Source organism: Streptosporangium sp. NPDC002607, assembly GCF_053592655.1.
Genome location: NZ_JBSFWD010000018.1, coordinates 72,637 through 92,827 on the forward strand (window position 1 = coordinate 72,637; position 20,191 = coordinate 92,827).

At 69.9% G+C, this 20,191-nt stretch carries 17 protein-coding genes; 10 read left to right on the plus strand and 7 right to left on the minus strand.

Annotated elements, in window-relative coordinates:
* The first annotated feature begins 74 nt into the window (after positions 1-74).
* Complete coding sequence (locus ACWD3H_RS21460; RefSeq protein WP_451956219.1) at positions 75-1,610, plus strand: glycoside hydrolase family 53 protein; 1,536 nt, start codon at positions 75-77, stop codon at positions 1,608-1,610.
* A gap of 112 nt (positions 1,611-1,722) precedes the next feature.
* Here ACWD3H_RS21460 and ACWD3H_RS21465 read toward each other — a convergent pair whose 3' ends face one another.
* Both ACWD3H_RS21465 and ACWD3H_RS21470 read right to left on the minus strand, forming a co-directional pair.
* The gene (locus tag ACWD3H_RS21465) at positions 1,723-3,168 is read right to left on the minus strand and encodes a pectate lyase family protein (RefSeq protein WP_451956220.1); all 1,446 of its coding nucleotides are present in this window, start codon (positions 3,166-3,168) and stop codon (positions 1,723-1,725) included.
* A gap of 329 nt (positions 3,169-3,497) precedes the next feature.
* A complete protein-coding gene (locus ACWD3H_RS21470; RefSeq protein ID WP_355556627.1) occupies positions 3,498-4,361 on the minus strand; it encodes an NAD(+)/NADH kinase in 864 nt (287 codons plus the stop codon).
* Between the two features lie 163 nt (positions 4,362-4,524).
* Here ACWD3H_RS21470 and ACWD3H_RS21475 point away from each other — a divergent pair, with 163 nt between their 5' ends.
* From ACWD3H_RS21475 to ACWD3H_RS21490, 4 genes are all read left to right on the plus strand, one after another.
* On the plus strand, positions 4,525-5,406 hold the full coding sequence (locus ACWD3H_RS21475; RefSeq protein WP_451956221.1) for a sulfotransferase family protein: 882 nt from the start codon (positions 4,525-4,527) through the stop codon (positions 5,404-5,406).
* Positions 5,403-6,584, plus strand: coding sequence for a glycosyltransferase family 4 protein (locus tag ACWD3H_RS21480; RefSeq protein WP_451956222.1), 1,182 nt, complete (start codon positions 5,403-5,405; stop codon positions 6,582-6,584). The genes ACWD3H_RS21475 and ACWD3H_RS21480 overlap by 4 nt, the downstream gene beginning before the upstream one ends.
* 534 nt (positions 6,585-7,118) lie before the next feature.
* On the plus strand, positions 7,119-8,504 hold the full coding sequence (locus ACWD3H_RS21485) for a family 2B encapsulin nanocompartment shell protein (RefSeq protein WP_350923524.1): 1,386 nt from the start codon (positions 7,119-7,121) through the stop codon (positions 8,502-8,504).
* Positions 8,505-8,617: 113 nt separating this feature from the next.
* The gene (locus tag ACWD3H_RS21490) at positions 8,618-9,658 is read left to right on the plus strand and encodes a family 2 encapsulin nanocompartment cargo protein polyprenyl transferase (protein ID WP_451956223.1); all 1,041 of its coding nucleotides are present in this window, start codon (positions 8,618-8,620) and stop codon (positions 9,656-9,658) included.
* A 259-nt stretch (positions 9,659-9,917) separates the two neighbouring features.
* Here ACWD3H_RS21490 and ACWD3H_RS21495 read toward each other — a convergent pair whose 3' ends face one another.
* On the minus strand, positions 9,918-10,655 hold the full coding sequence (locus tag ACWD3H_RS21495; protein ID WP_451956224.1) for a hypothetical protein: 738 nt from the start codon (positions 10,653-10,655) through the stop codon (positions 9,918-9,920).
* A 327-nt stretch (positions 10,656-10,982) separates the two neighbouring features.
* Here ACWD3H_RS21495 and ACWD3H_RS21500 point away from each other — a divergent pair, with 327 nt between their 5' ends.
* From ACWD3H_RS21500 to ACWD3H_RS21515, 4 genes are all read left to right on the plus strand, one after another.
* Entirely contained in the window at positions 10,983-12,620 is a 1,638-nt protein-coding gene (locus ACWD3H_RS21500) for an ABC-F family ATP-binding cassette domain-containing protein (protein WP_451956225.1), read from the plus strand.
* An 86-nt stretch (positions 12,621-12,706) separates the two neighbouring features.
* Entirely contained in the window at positions 12,707-13,687 is a 981-nt protein-coding gene (locus ACWD3H_RS21505) for a LacI family DNA-binding transcriptional regulator (protein WP_030918816.1), read from the plus strand.
* Between the two features lie 348 nt (positions 13,688-14,035).
* Positions 14,036-14,587: a hypothetical protein gene (locus ACWD3H_RS21510; protein ID WP_355556647.1), complete on the plus strand. Its 552-nt coding sequence runs from the start codon at positions 14,036-14,038 to the stop codon at positions 14,585-14,587.
* Between the two features lie 265 nt (positions 14,588-14,852).
* On the plus strand, positions 14,853-15,578 hold the full coding sequence (locus ACWD3H_RS21515) for a hypothetical protein (RefSeq protein WP_451956226.1): 726 nt from the start codon (positions 14,853-14,855) through the stop codon (positions 15,576-15,578).
* Between the two features lie 34 nt (positions 15,579-15,612).
* Here the strand turns inward: ACWD3H_RS21515 and ACWD3H_RS21520 are convergent, their stop codons facing one another.
* The gene (locus tag ACWD3H_RS21520) at positions 15,613-16,119 is read right to left on the minus strand and encodes a hypothetical protein (protein WP_451956227.1); all 507 of its coding nucleotides are present in this window, start codon (positions 16,117-16,119) and stop codon (positions 15,613-15,615) included.
* Between the two features lie 129 nt (positions 16,120-16,248).
* Between ACWD3H_RS21520 and ppgK the strand changes: the two genes are divergently transcribed.
* Entirely contained in the window at positions 16,249-17,001 is a 753-nt protein-coding gene (ppgK, locus tag ACWD3H_RS21525; protein ID WP_451956228.1) for a polyphosphate--glucose phosphotransferase, read from the plus strand.
* Between the two features lie 86 nt (positions 17,002-17,087).
* Here ppgK and ACWD3H_RS21530 read toward each other — a convergent pair whose 3' ends face one another.
* Genes ACWD3H_RS21530 through ACWD3H_RS21540 form a run of 3 tightly spaced genes read right to left on the minus strand, consistent with a single transcriptional unit; the run spans position 17,088 to position 20,154 of the window.
* Entirely contained in the window at positions 17,088-18,878 is a 1,791-nt protein-coding gene (locus ACWD3H_RS21530) for an FtsX-like permease family protein (protein WP_451956229.1), read from the minus strand.
* A gap of 5 nt (positions 18,879-18,883) precedes the next feature.
* Positions 18,884-19,624, minus strand: a complete 741-nt coding sequence (locus ACWD3H_RS21535; protein ID WP_451956230.1) for an ABC transporter ATP-binding protein — start codon at positions 19,622-19,624, stop codon at positions 18,884-18,886.
* Positions 19,621-20,154 (minus strand): PadR family transcriptional regulator, encoded by a 534-nt coding sequence (locus ACWD3H_RS21540; RefSeq protein ID WP_355568353.1) that lies wholly within the window; start codon positions 20,152-20,154, stop codon positions 19,621-19,623. The genes ACWD3H_RS21535 and ACWD3H_RS21540 overlap by 4 nt, the downstream gene beginning before the upstream one ends.
* Positions 20,155-20,191 lie beyond the last annotated feature (37 nt).

Here is a 20,191-nt window from a genome sequence, read left to right on the forward strand (position 1 = left end):
GGCCACCTGACCGCGGCACGTCACCGGGGGTCTTCGGGGGTTGTCCGCACCACTCCATCCCAGAGCGAGGACAGATGAAGAAGATCCTGGTGGCGCTGCTGCTCTGCGCCGCCGCAACGCTCACCCCCCTGGCGGCCCTGGCCGCCTCGACGGTCACCAACGGCGGCTTCGAGACGGGAAGCCCGACCTCCACGCCGACCGGCTGGAGCACCACCGTCGGCAGCGGTTCCGCCGCCGCCGACTTCACCGAGGCGGGCGGCCACGCCAGCTCCTACCGCCTGTCCCACTGGGCCTCCGGCGCGTACACCGTCGAGACCCACCAGACACTGACCGGCCTGACCTCCGGCACCTACACGCTCCGGGCCTGGGTCAGGTCGGGAGCCGCGAGCCAGAGCTGGATCGCGCTGCGGAACTGCGGTCCCGCCGAGAGGAGGACCTACCTGCCGGTCAGCTCGTCCGAATGGATCCAGATCGCGGTCACCCAGACCGTGACGGGCGGCCAGTGCACGGTGAGCCTCGGCTCCGCCGCCGCGGCGGGCGGCTGGGCCAACTTCGACGACGTCACCTTCGCCACGGGGTCGGCGACGTTGGCGATCAAGGGCGCCGACACCTCCAGCCTGCCCAAGTCCGAGGCCCTCGGCGGGAAGTACCACAGCGCCACCGGCGCGCAGGGTGACGCGCTGGCCATCATGCGCTCGGCCGGGCTCAACTACGTCCGGCTGAAGGTCTGGGTCAACGCGGCCGACGGCTACAACGACAAGGCGCACGTGCTGGCCCTGGCGCGGCGGATCAAGGCCCAGGGCATGGGGCTGCTGATCGACTTCCACTACTCCGACACCTGGGCCGACCCCGGCAAGCAGTACAAGCCCGCCGCGTGGGCGGGGTACACGCTCGCCCAGCTCAAGACCGCCGTCTACAACCACACCTATGACGTGCTGAACGCGCTGAAGGCGCAGGGCACGACCGCCGACATGGTCCAGGTCGGAAACGAGATCAACGACGGCATGCTCTGGGAGGAGGGCCGCAGCTCCAACTTCGGCAACCTCGCCCAGCTCCTCAACTCCGGCCACAGCGCGGTCAAGGCGGTCTCCGGCTCGACCAGGGTCGTGCTGCACGTGGCCGAGGGCGGCAACAACTCGCTCTTCCGCTGGTGGTTCGACAGCGCCGCCGCCCACGGCGTGAACTACGACGTGATCGGCGTCTCCTACTACTCCTACTGGCACGGCACGCTCGGCGCGCTGCAGACCAACCTCAACGACATCGCCTCCAGGTACGGCAAGCCGGTCCTGGTCGTCGAGACCGCCTACCCCTTCACCACGGGCAACGACGACGGCCTCACCAACATCATCACCGCGGCGACGCCGTACCCCGGCTACCCGGCCTCCGCCGCGGGCCAGTCGGCGATGCTGCGCGACGTGATGAGCGTGGTGCAGGCCGTGCCGAACGGCCGGGGCCTGGGCGTCGTCTACTGGGAACCCACCTGGACCGCGGTGCGCGGCAACGGCTGGGACCCGGCCGACGCGTCCTCGGGCAACGGGTGGGAGAACCAGGCACTGTTCGACTTCTCCGACAGGGCGCTGCCCGCGCTCACCCAGTTCACCCACCAGTGATACGTACGGCTCCCGCGGGCGATGCCCGCGGGAGCCGTTGGAGGTGTTCCGTCTCAGGCCCTGACGGGCCCGCGCCAGGTCCGGGTCAGGGGCAGACCTGGAGCAGTCCGGATCAGACCGAGATCCGGCCGGCGCCGGCGCCGCCGGTCACGATCGACTTGACGCTGGAGGCGGTGTCGAGCGAGTAGGAGTAGGGGATGGAGGCGACGCTGCCGCCCGCGTCCCCGGCACCGGAGTTGACGAAGTGGTTGTTGCGGGCGACCAGGTTGGCGGCGGGAGAGGAGCCCTCGCCGCGGTGGTAGGGGTCGGGGGTGTTCTCGAAGTAGTTGCCCTCGACCAGGACGCCGGCGTTCTTCGTGGACGCCACGCCGTACCCGCCGCCGCTGCCGACGTTGCCGTAGTAGTTGTTGTAGACGTGCACCGGGTTGCCGAAGCGGACCCGCGGGTGGCGCTGGTTGGTGCCGTCGAACCAGTTGTGGTGATAGGTGACGCGCAGCTTGCCGGTGTCCTCACTGGCGTTGCCGTCGTCATGGCCGAGCAGCATGGTCTTGTCGTGGCTGGAGACCCGGTTCCAGGAGATCGTGACGTAGTCGCTGGCGCGCTTGACGTCCACGGCTCCGTCGTAGCCGTTGCTGAAGGAGTTGTGGTCGATCCAGACCCGGGTGGAGTACTGGACCTGGATGCCGTCGTCGTTCCAGTTGCGGAAGGTCAGGTTGCGGACGATGACGTTGGACGCCTCGGAGATGTTGAAACCGCAGCCGGAGATGACGGCGCCGGAGTTGCCGAGGATCGTCTTGTTGGAGGTGACCTTGAGCATCCCGGAGCAGGAGATCGTGCCCGACACCCGGATGACCGCCGCGCCGCTCGCCGAGAGCGCGCTGGTCAGCGCGGAGGCGCTGCTGACCGTGGTCGCCGGGGTGTTGCCGCCGCCGGTGGTGCCGCCGCCCTGGGTCGCCCAGCCGACCAGGCCGGTCTGGCCGCTCGGCGGAGGCGTCGTGGGATTGGAGGTGGGGGTGACGGTCGGCGTCGGGTTCGAGCCGCCCGCGGGGACGAGCCGCCACTGCTTGGTCGCCACCGAGTCGCAGGAGTTCTGCTGTACGAGGGCGCCGGAGGAGGTGGAGTTGTCGGCGGTGTTGAGGCACTTGCCGCCGCCTGCGTTGACCACCCGGTAGTTCGACCCCGACTCGGTCAGGTTCCAGGTCTGGGAGGACGCGCCCGAACAGCTCTCCTGCTGGACGGCCTTGCCGGCGGAGGTGCTGGCGTCCTTGACGCCCGCGCACTTGCCGCTGTGCGTGGCCTTGAGCTGGGTGCTGCCTCCGGACACGGCCCAGGTCTGCCCGGCGCCGCCGCAGCCGCTCTGGGTGAGCTGGACGCCGTCGGACGAGCTGCCGCCCGGAACGGTCAGGCAGAGGCCACTGCCGTCGTTCACCAGTGTGTAGTTTCCCGCGGCGGGAGCGGCGGCCGCGGCGGCGGAGACGCCCGCCACCGTTCCCGACAGGGCGAGGGCCGTGGCGGCGATGACCGCACCGGCCGTTTTCCTGTTGAATCTGTACAGCACAGTTGAGCTCCTTGCTGGTCCGGCAGGCCGGTGCGGCCTGCGTTTCGGAGTCCCCCCAGCGAGCACTCGCCGTTCACATATGCGATCCGCGGACATGTGAGCGAACAATCCACAAGCTAGGTAAGCGCTTTCCCGCTGTCAACCCGCCAGTGAAACTTTCATGACAGATGCTGTTGCCGCGTCGTTCGCCGTCACGTTCCGTGACCGGCGGAGGCGGCCGGGCGGAGGAGGTGACGGCGCCCGGATGCTCTTTGGATCTTCCGCCTACCGCGGTCGGCCGGACCGCGCCTCGGTGTCGTCGCCGGTCACGGCGGCCTCGGGGGCAGGGCCTAGTCGACCTCGGCACTCCCGTTGACGCGGAGCTTGCGGCGGGCACGCTCGTAGAAGCTCGTGGTGCCGAGCCGGACCACCCACGCGGCGGCGCGCATCGCGGTGACGGTGAGCTCGTCCCCCGGCGACAGGTGCGCGCCCACCGCGCCGTCCACCTCCAGGGCCAGCCGGCCGCTCGCCGGCAGCAGGCCGAGCACGACCCGCTCGTCCGCCGACAGCACGAGGGCCCGGTTGAACGACGAGTGCGCCGCGGCCGGGACCACGAGGAAGCCCTCGACCGTCGGCGACACGATGGGGCCGCCCGCGGAGAAGCTGTAGGCGGTCGACCCGGTGGGGGTCGCGACGATCACCGCGTCGGCCGCGTAACGCACGAAGGGATGCCCCTCCACGGTGATCGACATCGCGGACAGCCCGTGGCCCGGTATCCGCACCAGGGCGATGTCGTTGAACGCGGTCACCGAGGTGCCGTCGGGCAGGGTGGCCCGCACCGCCATCCGGGGTTCGACCGTGTAGGCGTTGTCGTCGATGGCCGACAGCGCGAAGGGCAGCTCGTCGACGTCGATCTCGGCGAGGAACCCCAGCTTGCCGAGGTTGACGCCGAGGATCGGAGTCCGCCGCCCTGAGATGAGCCGCATGGTGCGCAGCATCGTGCCGTCGCCGCCGAGGCTGACGAGCAGGTCGGCGCGGTCGACCAGGGTGGCGCCGTCGACGGACACCGCGCTGCAGTCGATGCGCCCGACCTCGTCGGGCAGCCCGAGCACCGTGACGCTGCGGGCGCGGGCCCACTCCACGATCGTGTCGATGGCCACCTTCGAATCGCGCTGCGGGTGCAGAACCAGTCCCACGGTCTTGACCATCCCCATGGCTCACACTGTACGGCGATTCGCCGTCGGTCCCGCGCGGTGAAACCCCGGCGCGCTGCCACCCGCCCGCGGCCCGGTGCTCGCCGGGGCCCGGCGGGAACGGGGGGTGTTCCAAACTGAACACACAGTGAAATGCCAGGAAAGATGGGTAGCCTGCCTGGGCATGAAGTGGCAGCGTAAGGCCAACGACGCCCTTGTCAGGCTTACCGGATTCCAGCTTAATCGAGTAGGAAAAGTCGGCTCGTCGGCGGATGCGGGGGCCCCGGCCGCGGAGGAGCCGTTCGGTCCGCCCGCCGACCCGAAAGTCGACCGGCTGCTGGTGGCGCCGGTCTTCGTCCTCTCGCCGGTGAGGTCCGGCTCCACGCTCCTGCGGGCGATGCTCAACGCCCACTCCATGCTGCACGCCCCGCACGAGCCGCACGTGCGGAGGCTGAGGGTGGAGTTCGGCACCTCGCTGGCGGAGCGGGCGATGAAGGCGCTCGGCCACAACCGGGCCGACCTGGAACACCTGCTGTGGGATCGGGTGCTCCACCGCGAGCTGGTCAGGAGCGGCAAGACGTTCTTCGTGGACAAGACACCGGCCAATGCCTTCGCCTACCGGCGCGTCGCCGCGTGCTGGCCGGACGCCAGATTCGTCTTCCTGCTGCGCCACCCGGCGTCCATCGCCAGGTCGTGGTACGAGGCGGGGGCGGGCAGGCGGACGCCGGAGGAGGCGGCACTCGACGCCCTGCGTTACATGAAGGCGGTGCAGCGGGCGCGGGGGGCACTCAGCGGGTGCACCGTGCGTTACGAGGACCTGACCGCCGACCCCGAGGCCGAGGCGCGCCGCGTCTGCGACTTTCTGGGAGTTCCCTGGGAGCCGGAGATGCTGGCCTACGGCGAGCAGACCGTGCTGGAGAAGGGGCTCGGCGACTGGAAGGACAAGATCCGGTCGGGACGGGTGCAGCCCGGGCGCGACCTGCCGGGGCCGGAGGAGATACCCGACTCGCTCCGGCCGATGTGCGAGAGCTGGGGATATCTGCCGCCTGTCACGGAGCCCACATGACGGCGCCGGAGACCACGAGGATCCGCTACCTGCTGCTGCACGCGTACGGCATGGGCGGGACGATCCGCACGGTGATCAACCAGGCGAACGCGATGGCCGCGGCCGGCCATGAGGTCGAGATCGTCAGCGTGGTACGGCGGAAGGAGAGACCCCAGTTCGAGATCGACCCGCGCATCCGTCTCCTGACGCTGTCGGACCAGCGTGAGGGCAGGCCCGTCGACTCCATGGGGCGGCGGGTGTGGCGGTGGATCCGAGGCAGGATCGTGCCCGCCGGCGAGTTCGCGGCCTCCTACTTCACCGAACGCGTGGAGCGGGCCGTCATCGACTACGTCTCCGCGCTCACCGACGGCGTCCTGGTGACCACCCGCCCCGCCCTGAACCTCATCTCGGCCCGCCGTGCTCCCGCGAGCGTCGTCAAGGTCGGGCAGGAGCACATGAACCTGGCCACCCACTCCGAGGCGGTCCGCTCGGAGATCGGCCGCCATTACGGCAGGCTGGACGCGGTGGTCGTGCTCACCGAGACCGACAGGAGGGAGTACCAGGCGCTCCTGCCCGCCACGCGCGTCGAGCGCGTCCCCAACGCGGTCGGCTCCGTGCGCCGGACACCCTCCAGGAAAGACGACAGGCTCGTGGTCGCGGCCGGGAGGCTGGTCGGGCAGAAGGGCTTCGACCTGCTGATTCCCGCGTTCCGGCAGGTTGTGGCCCGTCACCCGGACTGGCGGCTGCGCATCTACGGCACCGGCAAGAAGAAGGGGCAGTTGCGCGCGCTCCTGAAGGAGTACCGGCTGGGGGACAACGTCACCCTGATGGGACGGACCGATCGTCTCGACGAGGAACTGGCCAGGGCCTCCTTCTACGTCCTCAGCTCGCGGTTCGAGGGGTTGCCGATGGTGATGATCGAGGCGATGACCCACGGGCTGCCCGTGGTGGCCTTCGACTGCCCGACCGGCCCGGCCGACGTGCTCACCCCTGAGGTCGACGGGCTGCTCGTCCCTCCCCGCGACATCGACGCGTTGGCGGCGGCGATGGTCCGGCTCATCGAGGACAGGGAGCTGCGGCGGCGGATGGGAGCGGCCGCGGCCGTCGCCGCGCACGACTACACCCCCGAAGCGGTCATGCCGCTCTGGGAGAAACTGTTCGCCGAACTGCTGGACCGAGGACCGAAACAGTCAGGCTGACCTGATCCGCTGGCTTCCCTCGCTTCTCGTGAATTTAGCGAAAAATCCATTCTTTAGTGCCTGCCGGCGCCCTGCTGCGAGGGTGCCTGCGGGATGAAGGCGACCTCCGTGCCGCGGACCCTGCCGATCGTGGGTGCTTCCTGGCGTTTTCCCTGTTCTGTCGGTGAATGACGGGTGCGTGGCTGAGATGAGAAATATCAGCCGGCCTGGCGGGCGGGGGGAATCGAGGCGGATCCGCAGCCTGCCGGGACTCCGGTACGGGCCTGGGTGGCGTCGAGAATAAGACATTCAATATTTTTCGGGCATTTGACGATGGAGTCTTTGTTTATTGTTGGCTCGATCGTATTCAATGCTTGACAATATATTTAAGGGCAACCCAAAATTGAGGCGTCCATGATGGCGGGTCGAATTCGGATCCGCGCATCGGGAGGTCAGTATTTTGCCGTTTCTGTCGCGGTTGACTGACGTTTCCTCCTGGTTGATTCATGTCTTCGCTTCCCCTGTTGGTACGAGCACGGATCGGTGGTGTGTGTTGTGACGGAGTTCGAGGCTGGCCGGTCGCAGCTGAGTCTGAGTACGGACGCCGCGCGTAACCTGGCGACGACGACCAAGTCGACTCCCCAGATGCAGGAGATCACCTCGCGGTGGCTGCTGCGGATGCTTCCCTGGACGCAGGTGTCGGGCGGCACCTACCGCGTCAACCGGAGGCTGACCTACACGATCGGCGACGGGCGGGTGAGCTTCACCAATGCCGGATCGCAGGTGGCGGTCATCCCCGCCGAGCTGTGCGAGCTGCCCCTGCTGCGCGGGTTCGACGACTCCGACACCCTCGACGCGCTGGCGGGCCGGTTCGTCCAGCGGGAGTTCCGGGCCGGCGACGTGCTCGCGGAGTCGGGGCAGCCGGCCGACGAGGTGGTGCTCATCGCGCACGGCAAGGTCAACAAGGTCGGCACCGGGCCGTACGGCGACGAGATCGTGCTGACGGTGCTGGCCGCGGGTGACCACTTCGGCGACGAGACGCTGGTCGGCACGGACGGCGAGTGGTCGTTCACCGCGAGGGCGGTCACCAGCGGCACGGCGATGGTCCTGCCCCGGCACGCGTTCCTGGAGCTGGCCGAGCGTTCCGAGGAGCTCCAGGCCCATCTGCGGCGGCGGGAGACCGCCACCAGCGGGCCGCAGAACAAGTACGGCGAGGCCGCCGTCGAGGTGGCCGCCGGGCATGCGGGAGAGGCCGACCTGCCGGGCACGTTCGTCGACTACGAGCTCAGCCCGCGCGAGTACCAGCTGAGCGTCGCGCAGACGGTCCTGCGGGTGCACAGCCGGGTGGCCGACCTCTACAACGACCCGATGGACCAGGTCGAGCAGCAGCTCCGGCTGACGATCGAGGTGTTGCGCGAGCGGCAGGAGCACGAGCTGATCAACAACCGCGAGTTCGGGCTGCTGCACAACGCCGACCTCAAGCAGCGGATTCACACCCGCAGCGGGCCGCCCACCCCCGACGACCTCGACGAGCTGCTCAGCCGCCGCCGGAGCACGAGCTTCTTCCTGGCACACCCGCATGCCATCGCCGCCTTCGGCCGCGAGTGCAACGCGCGCGGGCTCTACCCGCAGGGCGTCGACGTCGGCGGTAGCGGGGTGCCCGCCTGGCGTGGCGTCCCCATCTTCTCCTGCAGCAAGATCCCCATCACCGGCACCCGCACCACGTCGATCCTGGCCCTGCGCGTCGGCGAGGACAACCAGGGCGTCATCGGCCTGCACCAGACCGGCATCCCCGACGAGTACCAGCCCAGCCTGTCGGTCCGGTTCATGGGCATCAGCGAGAAGGCGATCATCTCCTACCTGGTCAGCGCCTACTACTCCGCGGCCGTCCTGGTGCCCGACGCGCTCGGCATCCTGGAAGACGTCGAGATCGGCCACTGAGGCCGGAGTCTCCGGTCCTGACGGACGCGTTTCCCGCGGGCCCGCCCGGGCCCGGCACCTCGGCCGTGCTGGCCGCATCGCTTCTTGGAACGGCCGAGTTAGGAAGAGCAAGGATGACGACCACTGAGATGAGGACGGACGGGCGGTCCGCGGACGAGGTGCTGATCTGGAGCCGGAACATGGTCGAGGCGACCCTGCGTCCGGCGATCGACAGGCTGTCGGCCCCGATGAGGCGCATCGCCGGTTATCACTTCGGCTGGTGGGACGAGCAGGGCCGGTCGTCCGCGACCGGTGGGGGCAAGGCGCTCCGTCCCGCGCTGGCCCTGCTGTCGGCCGAGGCCGTCGGGGGTGCCGCGGCCCTGGCGCTTCGACCGGCGGCGGCGGTCGAGCTGGTGCATGACTTCTCCCTGTTGCACGACGACGTGATGGACGGTGACCGGACCCGCCGCCACCGTCCCACGGCCTGGGCCGTCTTCGGTGTCAGCCCGGCCATCCTGGCCGGTGACGCGCTGCTGACGCTGGCCTTCGACGTGCTCGCGACCGGCGGGCACGCGATCACCGCCGAGGCGACCCGGGTCTTCGGCACCGCGGTTCAGGAACTGCTTGAGGGCCAGAGCGCGGACGTCGCGTTCGAGGAACGTCACGACGTCGGGCCGGCCGAGTGCCTGGGCATGGCGGCCGGCAAGACCGGCGCCCTGCTGGGGTGCGCCTGCGGGCTCGGCGCCCTGTTCGGGGGTGGCGGTCCAGAGCAGGTCGAGCACTTCACCGCCTTCGGCAGGGACCTGGGGCTGGCGTTCCAGCTCGTCGACGACCTGCTGGGCATCTGGGGAGATCCCGAGGTGACAGGCAAGCCAACCCACTCGGATCTGCGTAGCCGGAAGAAGTCCATCCCGGTCGTCGCCGCCCTGACCTCGGGCACCCCTGCCGGTCATGAGCTGGCCGGTCTCTACCACCGGGAGCGGCCGCTCTCCGGCACCGACCTGGTCCGCGCGGCCGAGCTCGTCGAGGCCGCGGGTGGGCGGGCCTGGACCCAGCTGGAGGCCGATGAGCTGCTCGCGCGGGCCCTGCGTCACCTGGGGGCCGCAGGCGCGCTGCCCCGGCCCGCCGCCGAGCTGGCCGCACTCGCCCGTCTCGTCACCCGCCGCGACCGCTGATCGGAACCGTCACAGGTTCACGTCACCTGCCGTGACCGTGGGCCGGAGCCGTTCCACGGTTCCGGCACGGTCGCGGCCGCCGGTCGGCGCCGCTACCGGGCGGCTTCCCTCCGGTCGTCGTGCCCGCTCACCTGCCCAGGAGGTGGGGGATCAACCGGTGACACCACTCACAGACCACGGGCCGGGCCATCACCGTCAGGAGACGACGGCGGAGGCCCGGGTCGCCCCGGGCCTCCGCGTCGGCTGCCGTCAGGCGGGACTACCGGCGGTAGTAGTTGTACACGCGTACCCGGTCGGACCGGCTCCTGCTCTCGGAGAGGTCGTCGGTCCCGTCGAAGATCGCGCGGTACTCACCGCTCTTGGTGGCGCGGGCCTTGGCGCGGAACGTGCCCTTCCAGCCGGTGTCGGCGGAGGTCACGAACTTCCAGGCACTGGAGCCGCGCTTGCGGAAGTAGATCTCCACCTCCTCGCCCCGCACGTCCTTCCAGCGGTGGTCGTTGACCTGGAGGCGACCGGTGAAGTAGACCCAGCGGCCCTTGCGGACGGACTCGGGACTGGCGGAGAACTGGTAGACGCGGGTCTCGGCCTTCTCCTTCTTCTCGTGCTTGACGGAGAAGTTGACCTCGTCGGTGACCTTCTTGCCGTCCTTGTCGTACGCGTCGGCGATGGCGACCCAGCGGCCCTCGAAGTCGGAGGCGTCGAAGCTGGTCGTGAAACGCCACAGGTCGCCCTGGTGGAAGATCCGGGGCTCGCGCGCGTCCTGGGTGCGCAGCTGGTCGGAGACCGGCTTGAGGCGCAGTTCGACGCGCTCGGCCTCGGTGGTGCGGACCTCGATGGTGACCCTCGTGTCGTCGTCACCCTGCACGACGACCGGATTGGGGTTGACGCTGTCGATGCGCACACTGAGGGCGGCTCGCTCCGCGTAGGCCGTTCCGGCGGACATGAGCAGCGAGCCGCTCACGGCTGCGGACAGCAGGCCGATGGCGATTCGTTTCATCAAGATTATTTCCTTTTCTCCCCGTTGGCGGAGGCGGTCGGGAGTGACCGTCTCCTCCCCATAAGACGGCTCAGAAGTAAGTGATGTTGCCCAAAGCCCCAAAAAAAGTAGCTTTAAGTCTCCGTAAGGTAATGTTTCTCTGCGGGAATGGGCAGGTCAATGGCCGGTCGCCGCCGTCAGAAAAGTTTTTTCCACAAAAAGAGATATGTCCGATTTGCCGGGAATAAGGGCCGGGGTGGCGCGCGGTGCCCGCTCGGGGTGGCCCGACACTAAATCGGACATATCGGACATGACGTCGCGGCCGCCGAGGGCGGATAACGTTTACGCATGAGTGCCACCATCGTCGCCAAGGATCTGGCCGCCGGACACGGCGACCGAGCGCTTTTCACCGGGCTCGACCTGGTGGTCGCCCCAGGCGACGTCGTCGGCCTGGTCGGGGTGAACGGCGCGGGGAAGTCCACCCTGATGCGGATCCTCGCCGGGCTGCTGCCTCCCGAGCACGGCGCCGTACGGCTCAGCCCGCCCTCGGCGTCGGTCGGCTACCTGCCGCAGGAGCGCGAGCGCCGGGCGGACGAGACGGTCGCGGACTTCCTGGCCCGCCGCACCGGGGTGGCCGCCGCGCAGCGCGCGCTGGACGCCGCGACCCAGGGGCTGGTCGAGGGCCGTCCGGGGGCCGACGACGAGTACGCCGCGGGTCTGGAGCGCTGGCTGGCCCTGGGCGGTGCCGACCTGGAGGATCGCGCGGGGGAGGTGGTCGCCGAACTCGGCCTCGCCGTGGAGCTCGACCGGCCGATGACGGCGCTCTCCGGGGGGCAGGCGGCGCGGGCGGGCATGGCCTCCCTGCTACTCAGCCGCTACGACGTCTTCCTGCTGGACGAGCCCACCAACGATCTCGACCTGGAGGGGCTGGAGCGGCTCGAACGCTTCGTCACCGGTCTGCGCGCCGGGACCGTCCTGGTCAGCCACGACCGCGAGTTCCTGGCCAGGACCGTGAACCGGGTCGTCGAACTCGATCTCGTCCAGCGGTTGATCCGCCTGCACGGCGGCGGCTACGAGGCGTACCTCGCCGAGCGTGAGGTCGCCCGCCGGCACGCTCGCGACGAGTACGAGGAGTACGCCGGCACCGTCGCGGCCCTCAAGCAGCGCGCCGGGATCCAGCGTGCCTGGATGGAGAAGGGCGTCAGGAACGCGCGGCGCAAGGCGACGGACAATGACAAGATCGGCCGTAACCTCCGTGCCGAGACGACCGAGAAGCAGGCCGCGAAGGCCCGCCAGACCGAGCGGATGATCGAGCGGCTGGAGGAGGTCGAGGAGCCCCGCAAGGAGTGGGAGCTCCGGATGGAGATCGCGGTCGCCCCCCGCTCCGGAGCCGTCGTCGCGACGCTGCGCGAGGCCGTGGTCCGGCGCGGCGCGTTCGCTCTCGGCCCGGTGAACCTGCAGATCGGCTGGGCCGACCGGGTGGCGGTCACCGGTGCCAACGGCTCGGGCAAGTCCACGCTGCTCGCCGCGCTCCTGGGCCGGATCCCGCTTCAGGAGGGAGGTGCCTCACTCGGTCCCGGCGTGGTCGTCGGCGAGGTGGACCAGGCACGCGGGCTGTTCCTCGGAGACGAGCCCCTGGTGGACGCCTTCGGGGCCGCCGTGCCCGACATGGCCCCCGCCGACGTCCGTACGCTGCTGGCCAAGTTCGGGCTGCGCGCCGCGCATGTGCCGCGCCCGGCCGTCACCCTGTCGCCGGGGGAGCGGACCAGGGCGGCGCTGGCGCTGCTCCAGGCGCGCGGGGTGAACCTGCTCGTGCTCGACGAGCCGACCAACCACCTGGATCTGGCCGCGATCGAACAGCTGGAGTCCGCGCTCGCCTCCTATCCCGGTACGCTGCTGCTGGTCACCCACGACCGCCGGATGCTGGACGCGGTGCACACCACCCGGCGCATCCACGTCGACGCCGGTCGGATCACCGAGAGCTGAACGGGACGGCTACCGGCACCTTGACTCTTGACGTAACTTTCGCAAGTTTACGCAAGTAATTGCTTCCCTTGCCTTATAGTTTCATCATGACGCGACGGCTTGCAGAAGTGGCCAAGAAGGTCGGGATGAGCGAGGCGACGGTCAGCCGCGTGCTCAACGGGAAGCCCGGGGTGTCCGAGGCGACCCGCGAGGCCGTTCTCACCGCGCTCGACGTGCTCGGCTACGAGCGGCCGACCCAGCTGCGGGGTGACAGGGCGAGGCTGGTCGGGCTCGTCCTCCCCGAGCTGCAGAATCCCATCTTCCCCGCTTTCGCCGAGGTGGTCGGCGGGGCGCTGGCCCAGCAGGGGTTCACCTCCGTGTTGTGCACCCGCACGCTGGGCGGCGTCTCCGAGGCGGAGTACGTCGACCTGCTGCTCCAGCAGCAGGTGTCGGGTGTGGTGTTCGCCGGAGGTCTGTTCGCCCAGGCGGACGCCTCGCACGAGCACTACGAGCTGCTGCGGGAGCGGCGCCTGCCGACCGTGCTGGTGAACGCCGCCGTCGCGCATCTCGCCTTCCCGCAGGTCTCCTGCGACGACGTGGCCGCCGCCGAGATGGCGCTGGGCCATCTGCGGTCGCTGGGCCACGAGCGGATCGGCATGGTGCTCGGCCCCCCCGATCACGTGCCCTCGCGGCGCAAGCTGGACGCGGCGGGGCTCGACCCGGAGTTCGTGGAGCACACCATGTTCTCCCTGGAAGGCGGGCACGCGGCGACCGCGCGGCTGATCCGCAAGGGCGTGACCGGCGTCATCTGCGCCAGCGACGTGATGGCCCTGGGGGCGATCAGGGCGGCCCGCAGGGCGGGGCTCTCCGTGCCCGGAGACGTCTCGGTGATCGGCTATGACGACTCCGCGCTGATGAACTGCACGGACCCGCCGCTGACGACGCTGCGCCAGCCGATCGACGCGATGGGGCGCGCGGTCGTCGACCTCCTCGCGGCCCAGATCGACAAGGCGCTGGTCCCGGCCGACGAGCTGCTGTTCGAGCCCGAACTGGTGGTCAGGGCCTCGACCGGCCCGGTGAAACGCTGAGGGAACTCGCTGTTCCCACAGTCGCTTGTCGCTGACTTCCTTATTTGCGTTAAAGCATTGCGGAAACATGCTTTAAAACAGGGATTTAGTGTTCAAGAATTCCTGAAATTTGCAGCTCAGGTGTTGGCCTCCGCCGCCGGTCAGTCCATCGGCGGGCGATGTGCTCACTCTGGGACGTCGTGGGGCTTGTCCGGCACTTTGGTCGTTACTGAGCCATCTACGGGCCGCCCTTTTACCGTTTTGGTCACGCTGCGTAGTTACTGATCTCTTAAGGTGATCGCAGCGGGTGTGGAAGATCCATTACTTGCTCATCCCCCCGAAGACTCCGTCATTCGGAAGGAAGAGACCTTGCGTAAGAGATTCGCCGCACTCACCTCGGCGGGGGCGGGCGCCTTGCTGTTCATCCTGGCGGCGCCGGCGGTGGCGGCCCCCAGCGCCGACACCATCGTCACGTTCACCGTGACGGCGGGAAGCCTGGACATCACCGCGCCGGCCGGTCCGACCAACATCGGCTCCGCCGCTCCCGCTGGCACGGTCACCGGGCAGATCGGCCCGGTGTCGGTCTCCGACACCCGCGGCGGGGCCACCTCGCTCTGGACCGCGTCGGTGTTCGCGACGGACTTCACCGTCGACGACCTGACCGTTCCCTTCGCCGCGGTGCAGTACTGGTCCGGCCCGGCGACCGCCACCACCGGCGGCGGCACCTTCACCCCCGGCCAGCTCACGGCAGGCGACGCCGTCACGCTGACCGGTACGACGGAGACCGCCGTGACGGCCTTCGGCCACACGGGGGGCACCGGCGGTAGCACGGCCACCTGGAACCCCACGTTGATCGTCAACGTCCCCATCACGGCCGAGCTGGGCGCCTACAGCGGGACGGTGACACATCAGGTGGCGTAACCGGCTCGCTGGAGCGTTCATACCGACGCTGCTGGCCGCGCTGTTCTCCGGCGCGGCCGGCGCGAGCCCGGTCACCACCGACCCCCGGGGCACGATCGGCATCCGCCTCCTTGAGGCGCCGGTCAGCCACCGCAACGACCCGCGCGCGCTCTCCTACATCGTCGACCATCTCCATCCGGGCACCACCATCCGGCGAAAACTGGAGGTTTCCAACACCTCCAAGAGGACCCAGCACATCCGCCTGTATCCGGCCAGTGCCGACATCGTGCGGAACACTTTCAGCGCGCCGCCGGGACAGGTCCAGAACGAGCTGGCGAGCTGGATATCACTCGACCGCCCCTCGATCGACGTGGCACCGGGCGGCAAGGAGGTCGCGCAGGTAAAGATCACAGTGCCGCCCGCCGCCTCGCGCGGCGAGCGGTACGGCGTCGTCTGGGCGGAGAGCGTGGCCGAACCCGACGTCACCAACCCCGTGCGCGTCATCAATCGTGTCGGGATCCGCGTCTACCTCGACGTCGGGAACGGTGGCGACCCGCCTTCGGACTTCCGGGTCGAGAATCTGACCCCCAAGCGCGGCACGGACGGCAGCCCGCAGGTGGCGGCACTGGTCCGTAACACCGGTGAGCGGACGCTGGACATGAGCGGGACGCTGGCGCTGTCGGACGGACCGAGTGGCCTGCAGACCGGGCCCTTCCCCGCCGACCTGGGAGTCACGCTGCTTCCGGGGGCCGCCGCTCCGGTGATCGTGACCCTGGACCCGCAGGTGCCGGCAGGGCCCTGGAAGGCGAAGCTGACCCTGATGAGCGGCATGGTGAAACGGGCGGTCACCGCCACCATCACCTTCCCCGCGACGGGCACGGGCCCGCCTGTCACGCCCGACCAGGACTACCTGCCCATGGCGGGGCTGATCGCGGGACTGGTCGTGCTGCCCGCGACGGCACTCGGATTCATGGTGCGCCGCAGGCGCCGGGCCGCCTCCCCGGTGAGCTGACGCTCTCACCGGGGAGGGCGGCTCCGGCCGTCGGTCACTTCGAGACGTAGAGGACCTTCCAGGTGCCCTCGTACAGGCAGTTCAGCGAGGGCTTGGAAGCCTTGGCCTCCGAGCAGACCTTCAGCTCGACCTCGTAGAGGTCGCGCTGGGTGAACGAGAACGACTTCGGAGTGCCGTACGAGCAGTCGACGACACTGTGGTGCTTGAACGGCAGGTTCCCGTCCGCGGTCCGGTAGGTGAGGCGGAAGACCGCCCAGCCGCAGGAGGGCCCCTTGGTCAGGTCGTAGACCTTGCCGGAGATCCGGCCCGTCGCGGCGGCCGGGATGTCGGCGTGGTCCTCGCCGGTGACCGTCAGCGAGCCGTGTGTCTTGGCCTTCCGGCCGGGAGCGTACCGGACGCCCCACTGAATGGTGCCCTGGGTGGCGCTCTGCGCGGCCGTCGTGTCCTCGGTGGGGCCGGTCGAGGCCTGGGCGGCCACCGGGGCGATCGATATGAGAGCGGCGGCGAGGGCGAGTGCTGTCAGGGAACGGGCGATCGTCATGGGAGGGGTTCCTTTCCGGCTGCGATGCCCACAGTCTGAGTTGGGCTGCTTTCAACCGGGTTGACCGCCATCTGCAAACGAGTATCAGCTGCCTATCAGGGGGAAGGGGAACCGGCAGGAGGTAGGCACATGGAAGCGCTGGGAATCGACATCGGCGGGTCGGGAATCAAGGGTGCGCCGGTGGACGTCACCACGGGACGGCTGACGCGAGAGCGGTTGCGCATTCCCACACCGAAGCCCGCCAAGCCCAGAGCGGTGGCCGAAGTGGTGGTGCGGATCGTCCGGCACTTCGACTGGGACGGGCCGGTGGGTGTGACCTTTCCTGGAGTCGTGGTCGACGGGGTCGCCGGCTCGGCCGCGAACGTGGACAAGGACTGGATCGGCACGAACGTGCGAGAGCTGTTCTCCGTGGAGACCGGCCTGCCGACGACGGTGCTCAACGACGCCGACGCGGCGGGCCTGGCCGAGGTGGGGGCAGGGGCGGCCAAGGGCAGATCGGGGGTGGTCATGCTGCTGACCTTCGGCACCGGGATCGGCAGTGCCCTGCTCATGGACGGCCGTCTGGTGCCCAACACCGAGCTCGGCCACCTGGAGATCAGGGGCAAGGAGGCGGAGAAGCATGCCTCCGCCCACGCGCGAGAGGCACACGACCTCGGCTGGGACGAGTGGGCCGACCGGGTGACCGAGTATCTCGAACACCTTGAGGTGCTTTTCTCTCCCTCGCTGTTCGTCATCGGCGGAGGCATCAGCAAGAAGGCCGACAGGTTCCTGCCCCGGATCAAGATACGTACCCCGATCGTCCCCGCGGCTCTCCAGAACGAGGCGGGCATCGTGGGCGCGGCCATGGCGGCCTTGCGAAAGCAGCAGAACCGGCCCGCCTAGCCGGCCGCGGTGACGCTGCTGTCAGAACGCGGGACTGTGCCGGCCGCTGAGCGCCGCTGCCGCCGACGCCTGCTGAGCGGGGCCGGTCACGCTGTTTCGGCGCTGAGGGTCTGTGCCACGGGTCGGCGGGCCGCCAGGCGTGCGGGCAGGGCGGTGAGTGCCGCCGTCGCCAGGAGAGTCGCGAGTGCGGCGCCGAGCAGCCAGGAGGAGGGGGGTTCCGTCGCATTCCTGGCGGCGAAGAGCGAGAGCAGGCCGATGCCCAGAGGGACGCCGATGATGGCGCCGGCCAGCGCGGGCAGGAGCTGGGCGGTGGACAGTCCCGCGGTGATCTGCCCGGGGGTGGCGCCGAGCGTACGTGCGATGGCCATGTTCGCCCGGGCCTCCATGGCAGTGGTCCAGGTGAGCGTGATGGTGTTCACGACGGCGAGTGCGATCAGCAGGATGGTGACGGCGAGCATCAGCCGGCGGTCGTGCTCGCCGCGCAGGTTGGGCAGGACGGAGGAGCCATCCAGGCCGTAGCCCCTCTCCTGCTGGGCGTAGAGGGTCAGCAGGGCGACGATCGCGATCACCGTGGTGGCGGTGGAGCACGCCTGCAGCACGGCGCGGCCCGGCCGGCGGGCGGTCAGCCGCAGCCCGAGCAGCAGCGGCGTGGGCAGCAGCGCGGACAGCGCGGTGAGCCAGGGTCGGTGACGGGGCTGGTGCGCGGTGGCGGTCAGCGCCGTGACGGTCGCCGTACGACTGGCCCGCAGCGTGGGACGCAGCGTGGACAGCACCGCCACCGCCACGGCGAGGACGGTCGCCGCCGCGACGGTGGCGGCGGTCACCCCGACCGCGTCGCCGATCCGGCTGGCGGTGGGGCTGGCGATGGCGGGCACGGCCAGGCGGGCGATCACCAGCCCCAGCGCGTCGCCGACCAGCGCCAGCGCCAGGTACTCGGTGAGCAGGACGGCGGCGATCAGACCCGGGGCGGCGCCGACGGCCTTGAGCAGCCCGGCCCGGCGCGTCTGCTCGACGGCGCGTCCCGCGGCCAGCGCCGCCACTCCGGCGATGGCCAGGAAACTGAGCAGCCAGCTGCCGACGACCAGGATCGGCTGGCTGTCCTTGAGGATGACCATGTCCTGTTCGGCGGTGAACTGCCAGGAGCGGAAGTTGATCCAGATGGTGGAGTCGCGGTGTGCGTCGCGGAAGGCCTCGGTGGCGGCGGGGTCGCGCAGCTTGAGGTCCAGGGCCATGGTCACCGGGAGATCTTGGGACGATGCCAGTGTCCGGGCATCCGATCGGGTCATCCAGGCCAGGCCGCTGTAGTCGCTCCCCCCGCCGTACGGGCCGATCTGCGCCGCCCAGGGGTAGATGGAGGTGGCCGCGGTGACAGCGATCCCGACGACGGGGTACGACCGGCCGGCGATGATGACGCGGTCGCCGACGCCGACGCCCAGCGCGGTGGCGAAACCGCGTTCGAGGACCGTGCCGCCGGAGCGTACCCAACGACCCGAGGTCACCAGCGGCCGGTTGACCGCGCCGGGCGTCTCGGCGAAGCCCTGCACCACCACTGAGGACGAGGTGGAATCGCGCGCGGTCAGGTCGGCGTAGACGATGCGATAGGGGCCATGGTGGGCGACTGCTTCGGGATCGTCCGCCAGCGAGGCCAGAGCCGGGGTCACGGCCGGGCCGGAGGCGGGGGAGAGCGCCACCACGTCCGGCCCGGCGGTGGCCGCGCGGGTCTGCTCGTACAGCGCGTCGCTCACGCCGCGCAGGGACAGGCCCAACGCCAGGGTGGCGGTTGCCACGGTGACCGCGAGCAGAAGCATCGCGGCCTGGACCTTGTGCCGGCGCACGTCGGCCAGCACCAGGCGCACGACGAGCACGATGGAGCCCATGACGTTCAGCCCTCCAGCCCGATCAGGCCGCCGAGCCCGCGCGTGGGGGAGCCGGCCAACCGGGTGTCGTCGACGAACATCCCGTCGCGCATCGAGATCAGCCGGTCCGCGGTGGATGCGACCCGTTCGTCGTGCGTGACGATCACGAGGGTCTGCCCCGCGGCACGCAGATCTTCGAAGATCCTCAGCACATCGAGGGTCGCCGCGGTGTCGAGGTTGCCGGTCGGCTCGTCGGCCAGGACGACCAGCGGGTCGTTGGCCAGCGCACGGGCGATGGCGACCCGCTGACGCTGCCCACCGGACAGCTGCGACGGCAGATGCCGGGCACGGTCGGCGAGCCCGACCCGTTCCAGCAGCAGGCTCGCGCGGCGCCTGGCCTGGCGGCGCGAGCGCCCGGCCAGCAGCACGGGCAGCTCCACGTTCTCGGCCGCCGACAGCTCCTCCACCAGATGGAAGGCCTGGAAGACGAACCCCACCGACCGGCGCCGCATGCGCGCCAGAGCCCGCTCGCTCAGCGTGTCGACGCGCCGCCCGGCCAGCCACACCTCTCCATCGGTAGGCCGCTCCAGGCCACCCAGCAGGTGCAGCAGAGTGGATTTCCCGCAGCCGCTGGGGCCCATCACCGCCAGCATCTGTCCCTGCGGCACCTCCAGGTCGACCTCGTCCACCGCGCGGACCCGGCTCTGCCCCTGACCGTGCGTCTTCACCAGGCCGCAGGCCCGGACCGCGGCACTTGACACGTTCATCCACCCTCAACTTCGTCATCGACCTTGGACCAGGCCCGCTCACAGGCATCCAGCCAGCGCAGGTCCGCCTGCAACCGCAGCACGACCCCTTCCAGCAGCAGGCCGGCGCCCGACCCCGCCGGCTCGGCCAGCGCCGCCTGCTGCGCCTCACGCAAGCGGCGCAGCAACTCACGGCGCTGCGCCGCCACCAGCTCCACCGGGTCGGCCAGCCGGGCCGCGGCGGCAGCGGCGAGCTTGAGATGAAACTCCGCCAGGTCCGGTTTCGGCCAGCCCACCTCGGCCAGCCAGGCGGCCACCCGCTGCTGCCCGGCCGGCGTCAGCGCATAGACCTTGCGCTCCGGCCGTTCGGGCAGGCCGTCCGCCCGCTCACAGGCAACCAGCCCCGCTCGCTCCAACCGGGCCAACGTCACATAGATCTGACCGCGGTTCATCGACTCGCCCAGCGGGCCAAGACTCCGCCGCAGCCGAGCGTGCAAGTGGTACCCGTGCGACGGCTCCTTGGCGAGCATCGCCAGCACTGCGTCCTGCATGTCACCCCCTAACGGTTGGCCAATAGATAGCGGTTAC